Below are 15,953 nucleotides of genomic sequence, written 5' to 3'. Positions count from 1 at the left end.
TTCGGCCCCGGGGACATCCCGTCCCCGGGGCCGAACCGTCGGATCCGGGCCGCACCGCGGCCCCGATCCGCTCAGACGGCCTGCGACTCCATCGCCGCGGGCCTGCCCGGCGCCGCGGCGCCGTCCTCGGGTGTCTCCGGCTTCGCCGTGCCGCGCAGCGGGACCTCCTTGACGAACAGCGCCGCCACCAGGGCCACCACCGCCACCGAGCCGCCCACCAGGAACGCGATGTGCGTCCCCGAGGCCACGGCGTACTCGTACGCCTCACGCACGGCGTCGGGCAGTTTCGCCAGGCTGGAGGCGTCCAGCTGCGCGGACTTCCCCGTCACCCCGCCGCCACCGTGCCCCGCCATCTCGTCCTGCACGCGACCGGTGAACAGCGCGCCCATGATCGCGACCCCGAAGGAGCTGCCGAGTGTGCGGAAGAGGGTGGTCGCGGACGAGGCGACGCCCATGTCCTTGAGCTCGACGCTGTTCTGCGCGACGAGCATCGTGATCTGCATCAGGAAGCCCATCCCCGCACCGAGCACAGCCATGTAGACGCCCGAGGTGAAGCGCGTGGTGCCGGTGTCCATGGTGGCGAGGAGGAACAGGCCCGCGACCATGAGGATGCTGCCCAGGATCGGGAAGATCTTGTACTTGCCGGTACTCGTGGTGACCCGGCCCGCCACGAGCGAGACGACCATCATCGAGAGCAGCATCGGCAGGAGCAGCAGTCCGGAGTTGGTGGCGGACGCGCCCTGGACCGTCTGCTGGTAGAGCGGAAGGAAGAGCACCGCTCCGAACATCACGAAGCCGGCCATGAAGCCGACCACCGACATCAGGGTGAAGTTGCGGCTGCGGAAGATGTGCAGCGGCATGATCGGTTCGGCTGCCCTGGTCTCGACTAGGACGAAGCCGACGAGGGAGGCCACGCCGAGCGCGATGAGCTCCATGATCACGGCCGAGCTCCAGGCGTACTCCGAACCGCCCCAGGTGGTGACCAGCACGATCGCGGTGATGCCTACGGTGAGGAGCGCGGCGCCCAGGTAGTCGATCTTCGCCTTCGAGCGCTCCTTGTGGGGCAGGTGCAGCACCACGGTGACCATCGCCAGCGCGACCACGCCCAGCGGGAGGTTGATGTAGAAGCTCCAGCGCCAGCCCAGGTGGTCGGTGATCGCGCCGCCGACCAGCGGTCCGCCGATCATGGCGACCGCCATCACTCCGGCCATCATGCCCTGGTACTTGCCGCGCTCCCGGGGAGGCACGAGGTCACCGAGGATGGCCATGACACCGACCATCAGACCGCCGGCTCCGAGACCCTGGACCGCGCGGAATCCGATCAGCTGGCCCATGTCCTGGGCCATTCCGCTCAGCACCGAGCCGATCAGGAAGACCACGATGGACGTGAGGAAGATGCCCTTGCGTCCGTACAGGTCGCCGAGCTTTCCCCAGATGGGGGTGGAGGCCGCGGTGGCCAGGGTGTAGGCCGTGACCACCCAGGACAGATGCTCCAGGCCGCCCAGGTCGCCGACGATCGTCGGCATCGCGGTGCCGACGATGAGGTTGTCGAGCATGGCCAGCAGCATCGTGATCATCAGGGCGAGCACCACCACCCTGATGCTTCGTGTGCGCGGCTCGGCCGGGCCGGCCGCCGCCTTCTTCGGTTCCGCCATGTCGTCTTCCCCTGATCCCCTGGTGCCCGGTCCACCGACCCGACGCTTACTTGTCGCCCGGCTAGTTGGTTATGCTGAGGAAAGTAGACCCGTAACTAGCCGGGCGTCAAGTAAGTTCTTGGGAGAGTCGCATGGGCAGCACGCCGCAGCCGCGCCGGGGCAACACCCGGCAGCGCATTCAGGACGTCGCCCTGGAACTCTTCGCGGAACAGGGGTACGAGAAGACGTCGCTCCGCGAGATCGCCGAGCGGCTGCAGGTCACCAAGGCGGCGCTCTACTACCACTTCAAGACCAAGGAAGACATCCTCAGCAGCATCTTCGAGGACCTGAACCGGCCGGTCGAGGAGCTCCTGGAATGGGGCAAGGAACAGCCCCGCACGCTGGAGACCAAGAAGGAGATCCTGGTCCGCTACAGCGAGGCGCTCAAGGCGGCCGCGCCGCTCTTCGTCTTCATGCAGGAGAACCAGGCGGCGGTGCGCGAGCTGAGCATCGGCCCCACCATGAAGGAGCGGGCCATCGCCCTGGTCGGCCTGATCAAGGATCCCGACGCCCAGCTGACGGACCAGGTGCGATGCTTCACCGCGCTCTTCGCGATGCACGCCGGAATGATGGCCCTCAGGGACGCCGAAGGCGACCCCGAGGAGAAGCGCAAGGCTGCTCTCGAGGTCGCCTTCGAGCTGGTGACCAAGGCCCATGACCCGGGGCCCACCGCCTGACCCGGCGGCTGCGGGACGCGCGTCAGACGGTGACGTGCACGGACTTCAGGTACGAGACCGGGTCGAGCGCCGAGCCGTAGTTCGGCGAATTCCGGATCTCGAAGTGCAGGTGCGGACCGCTGGAGTTACCGGTGTTGCCGGACTTGGCGATCTCGTCACCCGTCTTCACGCGGTCACCGACGTTGACCTCGATCTTCGACAGGTGCGCGTACTGCGAGTACTTGCCGTTGGCGTGCTTGATCACGATGGCATTGCCGTACGCGGGACCGTCGCCGCCGCCGTTCGGGCCGGCCTTGACGACCCGGCCGGTGTGCGCGGCCTCGACCTTGGTGCCGATCGGGACCGCGAAGTCCTGACCGGAGTGCTTGTGGGCCCAGCGGTCGCCGCCGGTGCCGTAGGTGGCACTCAGCTCGTAGTGGTTGACCGGGGCCTCCCACGAGGCGGCCTTCTTCTTGGCCGCGGCCTTCTTCTTCGCGGCCGCCTTCTTCTTGGCGTCGGCCTTCTCGGCCTTGTCGGCCTTCGCCTGGGCGGCAGCCTTGCTCTGGGCGGTCGCCTGCTGGGCGACGGAGTCGGCGGTGGCCGCGCCGGCGAGGGCCGCGGTGTCCGCGGTGCCCGTCGTGCCGGACGCGAACGCCGCGCCCGCACCGAACACCATCGACGCACCCAGGCCGGCGGCCACGACGGCGCCACTGACGCGGGACATGGACGGGCGGCGGGAGTGCTGGAACGTAACGCGCTTCGACATGCGGGGAGAACCTCCGGGGTGACTGGACCCGATGCTCGACCGGGCTTGCTCCACCTTGGTAACCCGCACCCCCCACAACACTCAAACACCCCATCTACGAACAAAAGCCGTAGTGGAGGGGCCGGGAATTCGCGGTGGGCATGAAGCCCTGGGGCGCCCGACGATCTTCCGGACAATTTTCGCGAAGCGGGTTTAACCGCAGCTCCAATGCCATTCTTCCTGGACATGGGCCCACAAGGGGGTCATATCGTCCCAAACGGCGAAAGTCTCCTCAGGGGCGGGCCGAAGGTCCCTCGACCGGACACGGCTGTTCCTCCTAAGGCACCTAGTAGGCCTCTTGGGGCCTGTGCGCCTTGTCACCGCCGGTGGGTCCGAAGCCTGTCCGTTTCGGGACCTTCGGCCCTGCGGACCGTCCGCGCCCGCGAACAGCCTCCCGACCCACCGGGGTAGGACGCCGAACGGCCGGCCAGGGCAGGGGCGCTGCCTGACTGTCCGGCCGCTCGACTGCCTGACTGCCTGACCGGCTGTGCGGCTGTGCGGCCCGCCCGGCTGCCCGGCTGCCCGGCTGCCCGGCTGCCCGGCTGCCCGGCTGCCTGAGCGTGCAGCCTGACCGCTTGCCTGGACCTGACCTGACCTGACCTGACCTGACCTGGACCTGATGCCTGCCCACCCGCCCACCTGAACCCTGCAGCCCCGCCGTTCACCCGGCCCGGCTCCATGCCTGGGGAGGCAGCTTCCCCGCGGGCACCGGCCGCCCGCCCGCCCGGCCCGGCAAGCACGGCTCACCGGCGCCAGGCTTCACCCCCAGGGAGCCCAGGGACCTCGTACGGGCGACCTCGTACGGGCGTCCCTGGGTCCCTCCGGTGCCCCGGGGCCTCGCCGCACCTGTTTCGGAGCAGGAAACGGGACACAAAAAAGGGGTTGCCCCGGACCGAAACCGGTCCGGGGCAACCCCTTCAACGCTCAGGCGTCAGGCGCCCTACGCTTCCTTCGTCAGGTTCGGGCCGCCGCCCGCTGCCTGCTCGATCGGCGGGACGTCCGGCAGTGCGGACTTCTCCTCGCCGCGGAACGAGAACTTCTTCTCGTCCCCTTCACCCTCGGTGCCCACGACCACGATGTGACCGGGACGCAGCTCGCCGAAGAGGATCTTCTCGGAGAGGATGTCCTCGATCTCGCGCTGGATCGTCCGGCGCAGCGGCCGGGCGCCCATCACGGGGTCGTAGCCCTTCTTCGCCAGGAGCGACTTGGCCTCGGCGCTGAGCTCGATGCCCATGTCGCGGTCCTTGAGACGCTCGTCCACCTTGTCGACCATCAGGTCGACGATCTGGATGATGTCTTCCTCGGTGAGCTGGTGGAAGACGACCGTGTCGTCGACACGGTTGAGGAACTCGGGCCGGAAGTGCTGCTTGAGCTCTTCGTTGACCTTGACCTTCATCCGCTCGTAGTTCGTCTTGACGTCGCCCTGGGCGGCGAAGCCCAGGTTGAAGCCCTTCGAGATGTCCCGGGTCCCGAGGTTGGTCGTCATGATGATGACCGTGTTCTTGAAGTCCACGACCCGGCCCTGGGAGTCGGTCAGACGACCGTCCTCCAGAATCTGGAGCAGGGAATTGAAGATATCGGGGTGGGCCTTCTCGACCTCGTCGAAGAGGACGACGGAGAACGGCTTGCGGCGCACCTTCTCGGTGAGCTGACCGCCCTCTTCGTAACCCACGTAACCGGGGGGCGAACCGAAGAGACGGGAAACCGTGTGCTTCTCGCTGAACTCCGACATGTCGAGGGAGATCAGCGCGTCCTCGTCACCGAAGAGGAATTCGGCGAGCGTCTTGGAGAGCTCCGTCTTACCGACACCGGACGGGCCGGCGAAGATGAACGAGCCACCGGGGCGCTTCGGGTCCTTCAGGCCGGCCCGCGTACGGCGGATCGCCTGCGAGAGGGCCTTGATGGCGTCCTTCTGGCCGATGACGCGCTTGTGGAGCTCGTCCTCCATCCGCAGCAGACGTGAGGACTCCTCCTCGGTCAGCTTGAAGACCGGGATGCCGGTCGCGGTGGCCAGGACCTCGGCGATGAGCTCGCCGTCGACCTCGGCCACGACGTCCATGTCGCCGGCCTTCCACTCCTTCTCCCGCTTGGCCTTCGCCGCCAGCAGCTGCTTCTCCTTGTCGCGGAGCGAAGCTGCCTTCTCGAAGTCCTGGGAGTCGATCGCCGACTCCTTGTCGCGGCGGACGCCCGCGATCTTCTCGTCGAACTCGCGGAGGTCCGGCGGCGCGGTCATCCGGCGGATGCGCATCCGGGAGCCGGCCTCGTCGATCAGGTCGATCGCCTTGTCCGGCAGGAAGCGGTCCGAGATGTAGCGGTCGGCCAGAGTGGCGGCCTGGACCAGCGCCTCGTCCGTGATGGAGACCCTGTGGTGGGCCTCGTAACGGTCGCGCAGACCCTTGAGGATCTCGATGGTGTGCGGCAGCGACGGCTCCGCGACCTGGATGGGCTGGAAGCGGCGCTCGAGCGCCGCGTCCTTCTCCAGGTGCTTGCGGTACTCGTCGAGCGTCGTGGCACCGATGGTCTGCAGCTCGCCCCGCGCCAGCATCGGCTTGAGGATGCTCGCGGCGTCGATCGCGCCCTCGGCGGCACCCGCACCCACCAGGGTGTGGAGCTCGTCGATGAACAGGATGATGTCGCCGCGGGTGCGGATCTCCTTGAGGACCTTCTTCAGGCGCTCCTCGAAGTCACCGCGGTAGCGGGAGCCGGCGACCAGTGCACCGAGGTCGAGGGTGTAGAGGTGCTTGTCCTTGAGGGTCTCGGGCACCTCGCCCTTGACGATGGCCTGGGCCAGGCCCTCGACCACAGCCGTCTTGCCGACGCCGGGCTCACCGATGAGCACCGGGTTGTTCTTGGTACGGCGGGACAGCACCTGCATGACCCGCTCGATCTCCTTCTCGCGCCCGATGACCGGGTCGAGCTTGGACTCACGAGCGGCCTGGGTGAGATTCCGGCCGAACTGGTCGAGCACGAGGGATGTGGAGGGCGTGCCCTCCGCGGGGCCGCCGGCGGTGGCCGCCTCCTTGCCTCCCGAGTACCCGGAGAGCAGCTGGATGACCTGCTGCCGCACCCGGTTCAGGTCGGCGCCCAGCTTCACGAGGACCTGGGCGGCGACGCCCTCGCCCTCGCGGATGAGGCCGAGCAGGATGTGCTCCGTGCCGATGTAGTTGTGGCCGAGCTGAAGGGCCTCACGGAGCGACAGCTCCAGGACCTTCTTGGCCCGGGGGGTGAAGGGGATGTGCCCGGACGGGGCCTGCTGGCCCTGACCGATGATCTCCTCCACCTGCTGGCGGACCGCCTCGAGCGAAATCCCGAGGCTCTCCAGGGCCTTAGCGGCGACACCCTCACCCTCATGGATCAGGCCCAGGAGGATGTGCTCGGTGCCGATGTAGTTGTGGTTGAGCATCCGGGCTTCTTCCTGAGCCAGGACGACAACCCGCCGCGCGCGGTCGGTGAACCTCTCGAACATCGTTAATCGCTCCTCAGAGCGGTCAGGCAGTAAGGGGTCGGTCCCCTCCCTGTCCTTCCGCAGCTTAGTCCCGCAAGCGGGGACCGCTCATTTCAACTGCCGACACCCGGCCCTGCTTCCCGGGGGTTCTCCCGCCCCGAACGCCGACAACTGCTCCAACCCGATGGTGCGAGACGATGTTCCCGCAGGCCAGGCAGATAGCCCTTTCGCCAGTACGCCGATGGCGAACGTGAGACGCTTTTGCCCGCGTGTCGCCCCTTCCCACTAGGGATGTCTTACCCGCACCCACTGACAGTCCATGCGGCGCACCCCCGTTTCCTCCGCTACGGGCGAACAACTTCGCGCCGGCCGATGCTTCCGCACGCCCCTTCGGTGGGCACGCACAGCAGTCACTCGCGGACGGCGCGTAACTCCGGGCCGGGTTCCACGGTTCATCGGACATGGCTTCCCTCGTCCCGCCTCCCCGCCCGTCGCCGGAATCCGACGGCCGCGCGGAGTGGTACGCCCGCGAACTCGGCTGGGCCACGGCGGGCACGGCGCCGGTGCGGCTGCTGACAGGGCTGCGCTTCGACGTGCTGGAGCTTCCGGCCGTGGCAGGTCACGCGGCGCTGCGCCGGGTCGGACGCACCGGTCCGGTGGCGGTGGCGGGGCAGCGGATGGGGCTGCTGATGGCCGCGGGCAGCGCCGACGAGGTGCCCGGTCTGCTCGACTGGCTGGAGTGGGGCGGAATCGACCTCGACCTGTCCGCCGTGGGCACCGGCGGGCAGATCACGGCCCCGGCGCCGCCGGGCTGGGCGACGGGCTCGCCGGGGGCCGCCGGCTGGCTGCGGCCCCCCGGACCACGCCAGGGGACGGAACGGTCCCTCCCTGCCCTCCGAGGCCTCGGGAGCAGCGGTGGGGATGCTCCCGATCTCGTACGGCTCGTGGACGCGGCGGCTACCGAATGCCACCGGGCCAGACTCGTACGCGCCCGGACACACCTGCGGTCGCATCGGCCGACAGGTCAGCCGTTGGCCTTCTCGTAGGCCTCACGGATCTCGGCGGGAACGCGGCCGCGGTCATTCACGTTGTGGCCGTTCTCGCGCGCCCACCGGCGGATCTCGGCGGTGTCCTTGTTGCCACCGGTAACGGCGCGGCCCTTGCCACGGCCGGTCGCGGCGCGGCCACCGGTGCGACGCCCACTCTTGGTGTACGGCTCAAGAAGACCACGCAGCTTGTCCGCGTTGGCCGTGGTGAGGTCGATCTCGTACGTCTTGCCATCCAGAGCGAACGTCACGGTCTCGTCCGCCTCGCCACCGTCGAGGTCATCAACTAGAAGGACCTGAACCTTCTGTGCCACCGGATTTTCCTTTCATCGAAAATGCAGTACGCGGAAAGGAAACCGCTTTTCCCCGGAAAACACAAACCCTTGGGAGAGGTTCAGGAGCGCAAGAACACGGGAAACATGCGCGATTCGGACATAGGGTTCCGCCGCCTTGTGCCGTTCACAGGTGCAGAAGCATCCGGCTGTTGCCCAAGGTGTTCGGCTTCACTCGTTCGAGACCAAGGAACTCGGCGACACCCTCGTCATAGGAACGCAGCAGCTCGCTGTAGACATCTCCGTCGACCGGAGTCTCTCCGATCTCGGTGAAGCCGTGTGCGGCGAAGAAGTCGACTTCGAACGTGAGACAGAAAACCCGGCGGACACCGAGCCAGCGCGCGGTCTGCAAGAGCTTGTCCAGGACCTGGTGTCCGACTCCGGCGCCCTTGATGCCGCGGTCGACCGCGAGCGTGCGGACTTCGGCCAGGTCTTCCCACATCACGTGGAGTGCGCCGCAGCCGATGACGCGGGCGTCCTCGTCGCGTTCGGCGACCCAGAACTCCTGGATGTCCTCATAAAGGGTCACCGTCGCTTTGTCGAGCAGGATGCCCTGGGAGACGTAGCCGTCAAGGAGTCCGCGGACGGACGCCACATCGCTCGTCCTGGCGCGGCGTACGGTGATGGCCGGCTTATTTACCGACGGGCCGGTATGAACATCTGCGCGAGATCCGGTTTCCGGCGCGCCGTGCGCTCCTGTTCGCGACGCGGCGTGGTGCTCGGTATGCGACTGCTCTGGGGACATCCCCCGACGCTATCGCCCGCTCTCCGACGGCGCTTCATCGGCCGCGGTCGTCCCGTCGGGCGGACTCCCGGCCGGTTCGGGGAAGATGGGCGCCACGACACGGATCGCGTCCCGGAGGGCTTCACGCTGCTCCGCGGACATCATGCCGAAGAAGGCGACCAGTGCGGCGGCCGGGTTGTCGCTCTGCGCCCAGGCTTCGTTCATCAGTGCGGCCGAGTATGCGGCGCGGGTGGAGACCGCCGTATATCGATATGCCCGGCCGTCCACTTCCCGGCGGACCCAGCCCTTCTGATGAAGATTGTCCATAACCGTCATCACGGTCGTGTACGCGATGGACCGTTCCTGTTGAAGATCCTCGAGAACTTCCCGCACGGTGACCGGACGGTTCCATTGCCAGACCCGTGTCATCACGGCGTCTTCCAGCTCTCCCATTTGGCGAGGCACAGCGTCACCTTAGTGCTAGATGTCTGGAATGGGGTAATTAATGAACGGCAAAAGGGCGCACGACTCCGGTGGAGCCGTGCGCCCTTCGTGCTCGGTCCGGGTCAGACGCCCTCGGGCCGCGGAGCCTGCTTGGCCAGTTCTGCACGGGCGAGCGCCGCGTCCACCGCGGCGTCCTCCTTGGCCTTGTTCGGGCCGCCCTGGCTCTTGATGATGGTCCTGACGAGGCCGATGAAGAAGACAGCCATCACCACGGGGGGAACGAGCGCGGATACGTAGTCCATGCCGTCCAGGGTAGCGAGCCCGGCATTCCGGCCACTCCCGGGCACCCCTCAGGCGCGTCGCCCGCTTCAGGAGACGGCGCGCTCCTCAGGCGGAGGCGCCGGCGCGGGACGGCGGCGGGGCGGGAAGACCTCGGACGGCTTGGGCATGGGCCGCTCCCCCGGAGTCGCCGGACGAGCCGGCGCGGGGGGCCGCGACGGGGTGCGGGGCCGCTCAGGCTCCTTGGCCGCCGCCAGCCCGCCGGGGAGGGCCAGCAGCCTGCTGCGCGGCGCGGGCGCCGTCGCCGGCCTCGTGCGCCCGGCGAGACGCGCCCGCACCGAACGCTCCGCCAGCACCTGGCAGCGCTCCAGCAGGGCCGCCGCGACCGGCCCGGCACGCAGGGCGCGCAGGGCCGCGAGGTCGTCGGGGCGAGGGTCGTAGCCCGCGGCGAGGGCGTCCTGGAGGAGTTCGAGATAGCCGGTGAGTGAGCCGGGAAGCGCGTCGCGGTAACGGGCGAGATCGGCGAGGAGGAAGGCGCGCAGCCGTCCCGCCTCGCTCACCACCTCGTCCACCGCGCCCGCCAGGCGCAGGCAGTCCTGGACATCCTCTTCCGGCAGGGGCGTGGGGTGGAGGGCGTTGGCGAGAGCACGTCGGAGCACCCGGAGCTCGTCCGCGCTGAACGCCATGCCGCCACGTGATCCGTAGGGCGTGGGCATGACGCGACAATACGTGCTAAATGGACAAAATCCGCTTAACCAACCGCTCGGCGGCGCGCCGTCGGACGGCGCGCCACCGAGCCGTTCCCGCAGGTGGTCGCGGGCGCGCTCTACATCCGGGCGATGTTGCGCTCGTACACGAGGCGCAGGCCGATGAGCGTCAGCCAGGGCTCGTGCTCGTCGATGACGGAGGACTCGCCCAACACCATCGGAGCAAGACCCCCGGTCGCGATGACGGTGACCTCGTCGGGGTCGGCGGCCAGCTCCTTCTTCATGCGCTCGACCACCCCGTCGATCTGACCGGCGAAGCCGTACACGATGCCGGACTGCATGGCCTCGACGGTGTTCTTGCCGATCACGCTGCGGGGCCGCGCCAGCTCGATCTTGCGGAGCTGGGCGCCCTTCACTCCGAGGGCCTCCACGGAGATCTCGATGCCCGGGGCGATCACCCCGCCCGTGTACTCACCCCGCGCGGAGACCGCGTCGAAGGTCGTGGCCGTGCCGAGGTCGACGACGATCGCCGGGCCGCCGTAGAGCTCGACGGCTGCCACCGCGTTGATGATGCGGTCCGCGCCGACCTCCTTCGGGTTGTCCGTCAGAACCGGCACACCGGTCTTGACGCCCGGCTCCACGAGGACCGCGGGGACGTCGCCGTAGTAGCGGCGGGTGACTTCCCGCAGCTCGTGGAGCACGGCGGGGACGGTCGAGCAGATCGCGATGCCCTCGATGCCGTCGCCGAGTTCGACACCGAGCAGCGGGTGCATGCCCATCAGGCCCTGGAGGAGGACGGCCAGCTCGTCGGCTGTGCGCCGGGCGTCCGTGGAGATCCGCCAGTGCTCGACGATCTCCTCGCCGTCGAACAGGCCGAGGACGGTGTGGGAGTTGCCGACGTCGATGGTGAGCAGCATCAGGCGCCGGCCCCGTAGGTCTCCGCCGCGGTGTCACGGAAGTCCAGGCCGATGTCGAGGATCGGCGAGGAGTGCGTCAGGGCGCCGACGGCCAGGTAGTCCACGCCGGCCTCGGCGTAGGCGCGGGCGGAGCCGAGGGTGAGCCGGCCCGAGGACTCCAGCACCGCACGGCCACCGACGAGGGCGACCGCCTCGGCGGTCTCGGACGGGGTGAAGTTGTCCAGCAGGATCAGGTCGGCACCCGCGTCGAGCACCTCGCGGACCTGCTCCAGGGTGTCGACCTCGACCTCGATCGCGAGTTCCGGGAACGTCGTCCTGACCCGCTTGAACGCCTCGGCCACGCCGCCCGCGGCGATCACGTGGTTGTCCTTGACCAGCGCGGCGTCCACGAGGGACATGCGGTGGTTGACCCCGCCGCCGCAGCGCACCGCGTACTTCTCCAGCGCGCGCAGCCCCGGAGTGGTCTTGCGGGTGTCGCGGACCTTCGCCTTCGTGCCTTCGAGCACGTCGGCCCAGGCGCGGGTCGCGGTGGCGATCCCGGAGAGCCTGCAGAGCAGGTTGAGCGCGCTGCGCTCGCCGGTGAGCAGGTCCCGGGTGCGGGTGGTGACCGTGAGCAGCTTCTGGCCTGCCACGACGCGGTCGCCGTCCTCGACGTGGCGCTCGACCTCGAACTCGTCGGTGCAGACGATGGACAGGACGGCCTCGGCGACGCGCAGCCCCGCGACGACGCCCGCCTCGCGCGCCGTGAAGTCACCGGTGGCGACGGAGTCCTCCGGGACGGTCGCCACGGTGGTGACGTCCTCGCCCCCGTCGAGGTCCTCCTCGATCGCCACGTGCGCGATGTCCTCGACCTGGACGGGGTCCAGACCGGCGTCGGCCAGGAGCTGGGCCAGTGCGGGATCGAGGCCGCACTCCAGGCCGTCGGGGTCGTACCCGTCACCGCAGCCGCAGCCGTCGCCGCAGCCGCCCCCGGACTCGGCGGGTACGCCGATGTGGATCAGCGGTACGTCCACGGGGGTGGGGCGCGGATTCTCTTCGGGCGTGCTCACGGTTACGGCTCCTCGGGGGCGTCGGCGGGATGGTTGCGAATTCTGTCGGACGCTGCCGCGTCCATGGGGCCCGCGGGGGCTCCGGGGCGTACGGGCGGGAACCCGGCACCGTCCGTCGTGGTGACGACGGGCTGCCGGTCCGGGGCGATGCGGACGACGATGTGGCGGCGCCAGGCGGCGTCGTCGCGGTCGGGCAGGTCCTCGCGCCAGTGGCAGCCGCGGGTCTCCTCGCGCTCCCGCGCGGCGGCGACCAGGACCCGTGAGACGAGGAGCAGATTCGTGGCCTCCCACGCCTCGACCCCGGGCACGGCGTCCTTCGGTCCGTCCTCCTCTGCGGCGGCCGCGGCGCGCTGGAGCGCCTCCAGCTCCTCGGCCGCGGCGGCGAGGCTCCCGGCGGAACGGATGACCCCGGCACCCCTGGTCATGATGCGCTGGATCGCGGTCCGGGACTCTGCGGTCAGCAGCGTGACGGTGCCGGCCCCGGCGGGACCCGCCACGGGGGTGCGCCGGACGGGGGCCCCGGAATCCGCCGGGGGCCCGTCCGCGGCGCCGGTGATGTCGGCCGCGATGCGCTCGGCGAAGACCAGGCCCTCCAGCAGGGAGTTGGACGCCAGCCGGTTCGCCCCGTGCACGCCCGTGCAGGCGACCTCGCCGCAGGCGTACAGGCCGGGCACCGTCGTACGGCCCCGGAGGTCCGTACGCACGCCGCCGGAGGCGTAGTGCGCGGCGGGGGCCACCGGGATGGGCCGGGTGACGGGATCGATGCCGTGGGCGCGGCAGGCGGCGAGGATCGTCGGGAACCGCTGCTCCCACATCTCGGCGCCGAAGTGACGGGCGTCGAGATACATGTGCCCGGTGCCCTGGAGGTGCATCTGCTGGGTGATCGCCTTGGCGACGACGTCACGGGGCGCCAGCTCGGCCAGCTCGTGCTGCCCGAGCATGAAACGGGTACCGGAGGCGTCCACGAGATGGGCGCCCTCGCCCCGCACCGCTTCGGACACCAGCGGCTGCTGTCCCTCGGAGTCGGCACCCAGGAACAGGACGGTCGGGTGGAACTGGACGAATTCGAGGTCGGAGACCTCGGCGCCCGCCCGCAGTGCGAGCGCCACCCCGTCGCCCGTGGAGACCGGCGGGTTGGTGGTGGCGGAGAAGACCTGCCCCATGCCGCCGGTCGCGAGCACCACGGCCGGGGCGTGGACGGCGCCGACGCCGTCGTGCTGCCCCTCTCCCATGACGTGCAGGGTGACACCCTCGGCACAGCCTTCGGCGTCCGTGAGCAGGTCCAGGACCAGGGCGTTCTCGATGATGCGCAGGGCGGCCGAGCGGACCGCCTCGACGAGGGCACGGGAGATCTCGGCACCCGTCGCGTCACCCCCCGCGTGCGCGATGCGGCGGCGGTGGTGGCCGCCCTCACGGGTCAGCGCGATGGCCCCCGTGTCGGTGGTGTCGAAGTGCGCGCCGGTGTCGATCAGCCGGCGTACGGCGCCGGGCCCCTCGGTGACCAGGGCGCGCACCGCCGTCTCGTCGCACAGACCCACTCCGGCGACCAGGGTGTCGTCGAGGTGCTGCTCGGGGGTGTCCCCCTCTCCGAGCGCGGCGGCGATGCCGCCCTGGGCCCACCGGGTGGAGCCGTCGTCGAGGCGGGCCTTGGTGACGACGACGGTCCTGAGGCCCGCCGCGGAGCAGCGCAGAGCGGTGGTGAGACCGGCCACGCCGGAGCCGACCACGACGACGTCCGCGTCGATGGCCCAGCCGGGGGCGGGGGCGGTCAGCCGTATTCCGGTCATGTGAGCGCTCCGAGGGTCAGCGGGATGTTGTCGATCAGGCGGGTGGCTCCCACCCGTGCCGCGACGGCGAGGACCGCCTCGCCGCTGACGCGGTCGTCGGGTACCTCGGTGAAGTCCGCCGGGTCGACGAGCGCCACGTAGTCCAGGGTGAGGGGCACGTCCGCCTCGGCCGCCTCGTCCAGGACCGCCCGTGCCGCGGCCAGCACCGCGGACGGCGCGACGGTGGGCCGGGCGAGCGCCACGGCCTGCGTGTCGGCGGCCGCCCGTGCCTCTCCGAGGCGGGTGAGGGCGGCGGCCCGCCCCTCGCGCTCCGGTGTCGTCCGCGCGCGGGCGTGCAGCGTCTGCTGGGCGGCGAGCCGGTCGCGGGCGGCGAACAGGGCCCTGGGCAGGGCCAGCGCCGTACTGCGCTCCTCGGCGGAGAGGAAGCGGTTGCGGCTGGAGAGCGCGAGACCGTCCGGGTCGCGGACGGTCGGCACCGCGACGATGTCGATGCCGAAGTTCAGGTCGCGGACCATGCGGCGGACCAGCGCCAACTGCTGGGCGTCCTTCTGTCCGAAGAACGCGGCGTCGGGCCGGGTGAGGTGGAGGAGCTTGGCGACGACGGTGAGCATGCCGTCGAAGTGCCCGGGACGGGCGGCGCCCTCCAGCCGCTCGCCCATGGGGCCCGCGGTGATCCTGACCTGGGGCTCGCCGCCGGGGTAGACCTCGTCGACGGACGGGGCGAACACCGCGTCGGCGCCGGCCTCCGTGGCGACGGCGAGGTCGGCGTCCAGGGTGCGGGGGTAGCGGTCGAGGTCGGCGGCCTCGCCGAACTGGAGCGGGTTGACGAAGACGGTGACCACGACCTGGCCCCCGGGGCCCGCCGCGGCCCGTGCCGCGCGGATGAGGGTGGCGTGGCCGTCGTGGAGCGCGCCCATCGTCATGACGACGGCGCGGCGGGCCCCGGCGGCCCGGCCCAGGGCTTCCAGCTCGGCGGCGGAGCGCAGCAGGGTGGCGGGTGCGGTGTTCATCGCTTCTCCCCCGGCCCGGACTCGCCGGGACCGTTCGTTCCGTTCGTTCCGTGGGCGGCGCCGTTGTCCGACAGGACGCCGAGCAGTGCCTCCGCGGACTCCGGCTTGAGCAGGCCGTGGTCGAGCGCCCGGTCGGCCGTGGCCCTCGCCATGGCGAGGTATCCGGCCACCGTCTGCGGTGCGTGCGCGCGCAGCTCCCGGATGTGCGCGGACACCGTGCCCGCGTCACCCCGGGCGACGGGGCCGGTCAGCGCCGCGTCGCCGGAGCGCAGGGCGTTGTCGAGCGCGGCTCCCAGGAGGGGGCCGAGCATCCGGTCGGGCGCGCCCACGCCGGCCTGCCGGAGCAGGTCCATCGACTGCGCGACGAGGGTGACCAGGTGGTTCGAGCCGAGCGCCAGAGCCGCGTGGTAGAGCGGCCGGGACTCCTCGGCAACCCACTCGGGCTCGCCGCCCATCTCGATGACGAGCGCCTCGGCCGCGAGCCTGAGCTCCTCCGGGGCGGTGACCCCGAAGGAGCAGCCCGCCAGCCGCTGGACGTCCACGGAGGTGCCGGTGAAGGTCATCGCCGGATGCAGGGCCAGCGGGAGGGCGCCGGCCCGCAGCGCGGGGTCGAGCACCTGGGTCCCGTACCGCCCGGAGGTGTGGACGAGCAGCTGCCCGGGTCGTACGGCGCCGGTCTCGGCGAGGCCTTCGACCAGGCCGGGCAGCGTGTCGTCGGGGACGGTCAGCAGCACGAGCTCGGCGCGCGCGAGGACCTCCGCGGGGGTCACGAGGGGGACGTCGGGCAGCAGGGCGGCGGCCCGGCGCACAGATGCGTCGGAGACACCGGACACGGCGACCGGGCGGTGCCCGGCGAGCTGCAGCGCGGCGGCGAGGGCGGGGCCGACCCGGCCCGCGCCGACGACTCCGACGGTGAGGCGGGCAGGGCGGTCCCTCGCGTCGAGGGCTTCTCTGGAAACTGATGCGTTCACGCGGCGACGGCCTTCCGTTCCAGTCCGCGGCGGGTACCGGACGATTCATCTGCATGCTACGCCAGCGTTTCGTCACACACTCCGGCC

The 15,953-nt window shown here is 70.4% G+C and carries 15 protein-coding genes; 2 read left to right on the top strand and 13 right to left on the bottom strand.

The window, feature by feature from the left end; all coding sequences use genetic code 11:
* Window positions 1–71: 71 nt before the first annotated feature.
* Window positions 72–1,655, bottom strand: a complete 1,584-nt coding sequence (locus LWJ43_RS17935) for an MDR family MFS transporter (RefSeq protein ID WP_277333246.1) — start codon at window positions 1,653–1,655, stop codon at window positions 72–74.
* Between the two features lie 131 nt (window positions 1,656–1,786).
* Here LWJ43_RS17935 and LWJ43_RS17930 point away from each other — a divergent pair, with 131 nt between their 5' ends.
* Entirely contained in the window at window positions 1,787–2,371 is a 585-nt protein-coding gene (locus tag LWJ43_RS17930) for a TetR/AcrR family transcriptional regulator (RefSeq protein ID WP_277333245.1), read from the top strand.
* Window positions 2,372–2,393: 22 nt separating this feature from the next.
* On the opposite strand, the gene LWJ43_RS17925 is transcribed toward LWJ43_RS17930, so the two are convergent.
* Window positions 2,394–3,116 (bottom strand): M23 family metallopeptidase, encoded by a 723-nt coding sequence (locus LWJ43_RS17925; RefSeq protein ID WP_277333244.1) that lies wholly within the window; start codon window positions 3,114–3,116, stop codon window positions 2,394–2,396.
* A gap of 979 nt (window positions 3,117–4,095) precedes the next feature.
* A complete protein-coding gene (locus LWJ43_RS17920; protein ID WP_277333243.1) occupies window positions 4,096–6,621 on the bottom strand; it encodes an ATP-dependent Clp protease ATP-binding subunit in 2,526 nt (841 codons plus the stop codon).
* A gap of 440 nt (window positions 6,622–7,061) precedes the next feature.
* Here LWJ43_RS17920 and LWJ43_RS17915 point away from each other — a divergent pair, with 440 nt between their 5' ends.
* Window positions 7,062–7,646 (top strand): SCO3374 family protein, encoded by a 585-nt coding sequence (locus LWJ43_RS17915; protein ID WP_277333242.1) that lies wholly within the window; start codon window positions 7,062–7,064, stop codon window positions 7,644–7,646.
* Here LWJ43_RS17915 and LWJ43_RS17910 read toward each other — a convergent pair.
* The 10 genes from LWJ43_RS17910 to LWJ43_RS17865 form a co-directional block, all read right to left on the bottom strand.
* The gene (locus LWJ43_RS17910; RefSeq protein WP_205018798.1) at window positions 7,625–7,960 is read right to left on the bottom strand and encodes a histone-like nucleoid-structuring protein Lsr2; all 336 of its coding nucleotides are present in this window, start codon (window positions 7,958–7,960) and stop codon (window positions 7,625–7,627) included. The two genes, LWJ43_RS17915 and LWJ43_RS17910, sit on opposite strands and share 22 nt — an antisense overlap.
* A 145-nt stretch (window positions 7,961–8,105) precedes the next feature.
* Window positions 8,106–8,723 (bottom strand): amino-acid N-acetyltransferase, encoded by a 618-nt coding sequence (locus LWJ43_RS17905; RefSeq protein WP_277333241.1) that lies wholly within the window; start codon window positions 8,721–8,723, stop codon window positions 8,106–8,108.
* 9 nt (window positions 8,724–8,732) lie between these two features.
* Window positions 8,733–9,167 carry a BlaI/MecI/CopY family transcriptional regulator gene (locus LWJ43_RS17900; protein ID WP_277333240.1) on the bottom strand — a complete coding sequence of 145 codons (435 nt, stop codon included), beginning with the start codon at window positions 9,165–9,167 and terminating at the stop codon, window positions 8,733–8,735.
* Window positions 9,168–9,268: 101 nt separating this feature from the next.
* Window positions 9,269–9,448 (bottom strand): hypothetical protein, encoded by a 180-nt coding sequence (locus tag LWJ43_RS17895; protein WP_014155530.1) that lies wholly within the window; start codon window positions 9,446–9,448, stop codon window positions 9,269–9,271.
* A 66-nt stretch (window positions 9,449–9,514) separates the two neighbouring features.
* On the bottom strand, window positions 9,515–10,111 hold the full coding sequence (locus LWJ43_RS17890; protein ID WP_277335918.1) for a hypothetical protein: 597 nt from the start codon (window positions 10,109–10,111) through the stop codon (window positions 9,515–9,517).
* 140 nt (window positions 10,112–10,251) lie between these two features.
* The gene (locus LWJ43_RS17885; protein ID WP_031091045.1) at window positions 10,252–11,049 is read right to left on the bottom strand and encodes a type III pantothenate kinase; all 798 of its coding nucleotides are present in this window, start codon (window positions 11,047–11,049) and stop codon (window positions 10,252–10,254) included.
* Window positions 11,049–12,098 (bottom strand): carboxylating nicotinate-nucleotide diphosphorylase, encoded by a 1,050-nt coding sequence (gene nadC, locus LWJ43_RS17880; RefSeq protein ID WP_277333239.1) that lies wholly within the window; start codon window positions 12,096–12,098, stop codon window positions 11,049–11,051. Before nadC ends, LWJ43_RS17885 begins: the two co-directional genes overlap by 1 nt.
* Before the next feature lie 2 nt (window positions 12,099–12,100).
* Window positions 12,101–13,885, bottom strand: a complete 1,785-nt coding sequence (locus tag LWJ43_RS17875; protein ID WP_277333238.1) for an L-aspartate oxidase — start codon at window positions 13,883–13,885, stop codon at window positions 12,101–12,103.
* Entirely contained in the window at window positions 13,882–14,895 is a 1,014-nt protein-coding gene (gene panC / locus LWJ43_RS17870; protein WP_277333237.1) for a pantoate--beta-alanine ligase, read from the bottom strand. Before panC ends, LWJ43_RS17875 begins: the two co-directional genes overlap by 4 nt.
* The gene (locus tag LWJ43_RS17865) at window positions 14,892–15,866 is read right to left on the bottom strand and encodes a Rossmann-like and DUF2520 domain-containing protein (protein ID WP_277333236.1); all 975 of its coding nucleotides are present in this window, start codon (window positions 15,864–15,866) and stop codon (window positions 14,892–14,894) included. The genes panC and LWJ43_RS17865 overlap by 4 nt, the downstream gene beginning before the upstream one ends.
* Window positions 15,867–15,953 lie beyond the last annotated feature (87 nt).

Source organism: Streptomyces sp. JH34 (genome assembly GCF_029428875.1).
GTDB lineage: Bacteria > Actinomycetota > Actinomycetes > Streptomycetales > Streptomycetaceae > Streptomyces.
This window is presented reverse-complemented; position numbering and strand designations above follow the sequence as displayed.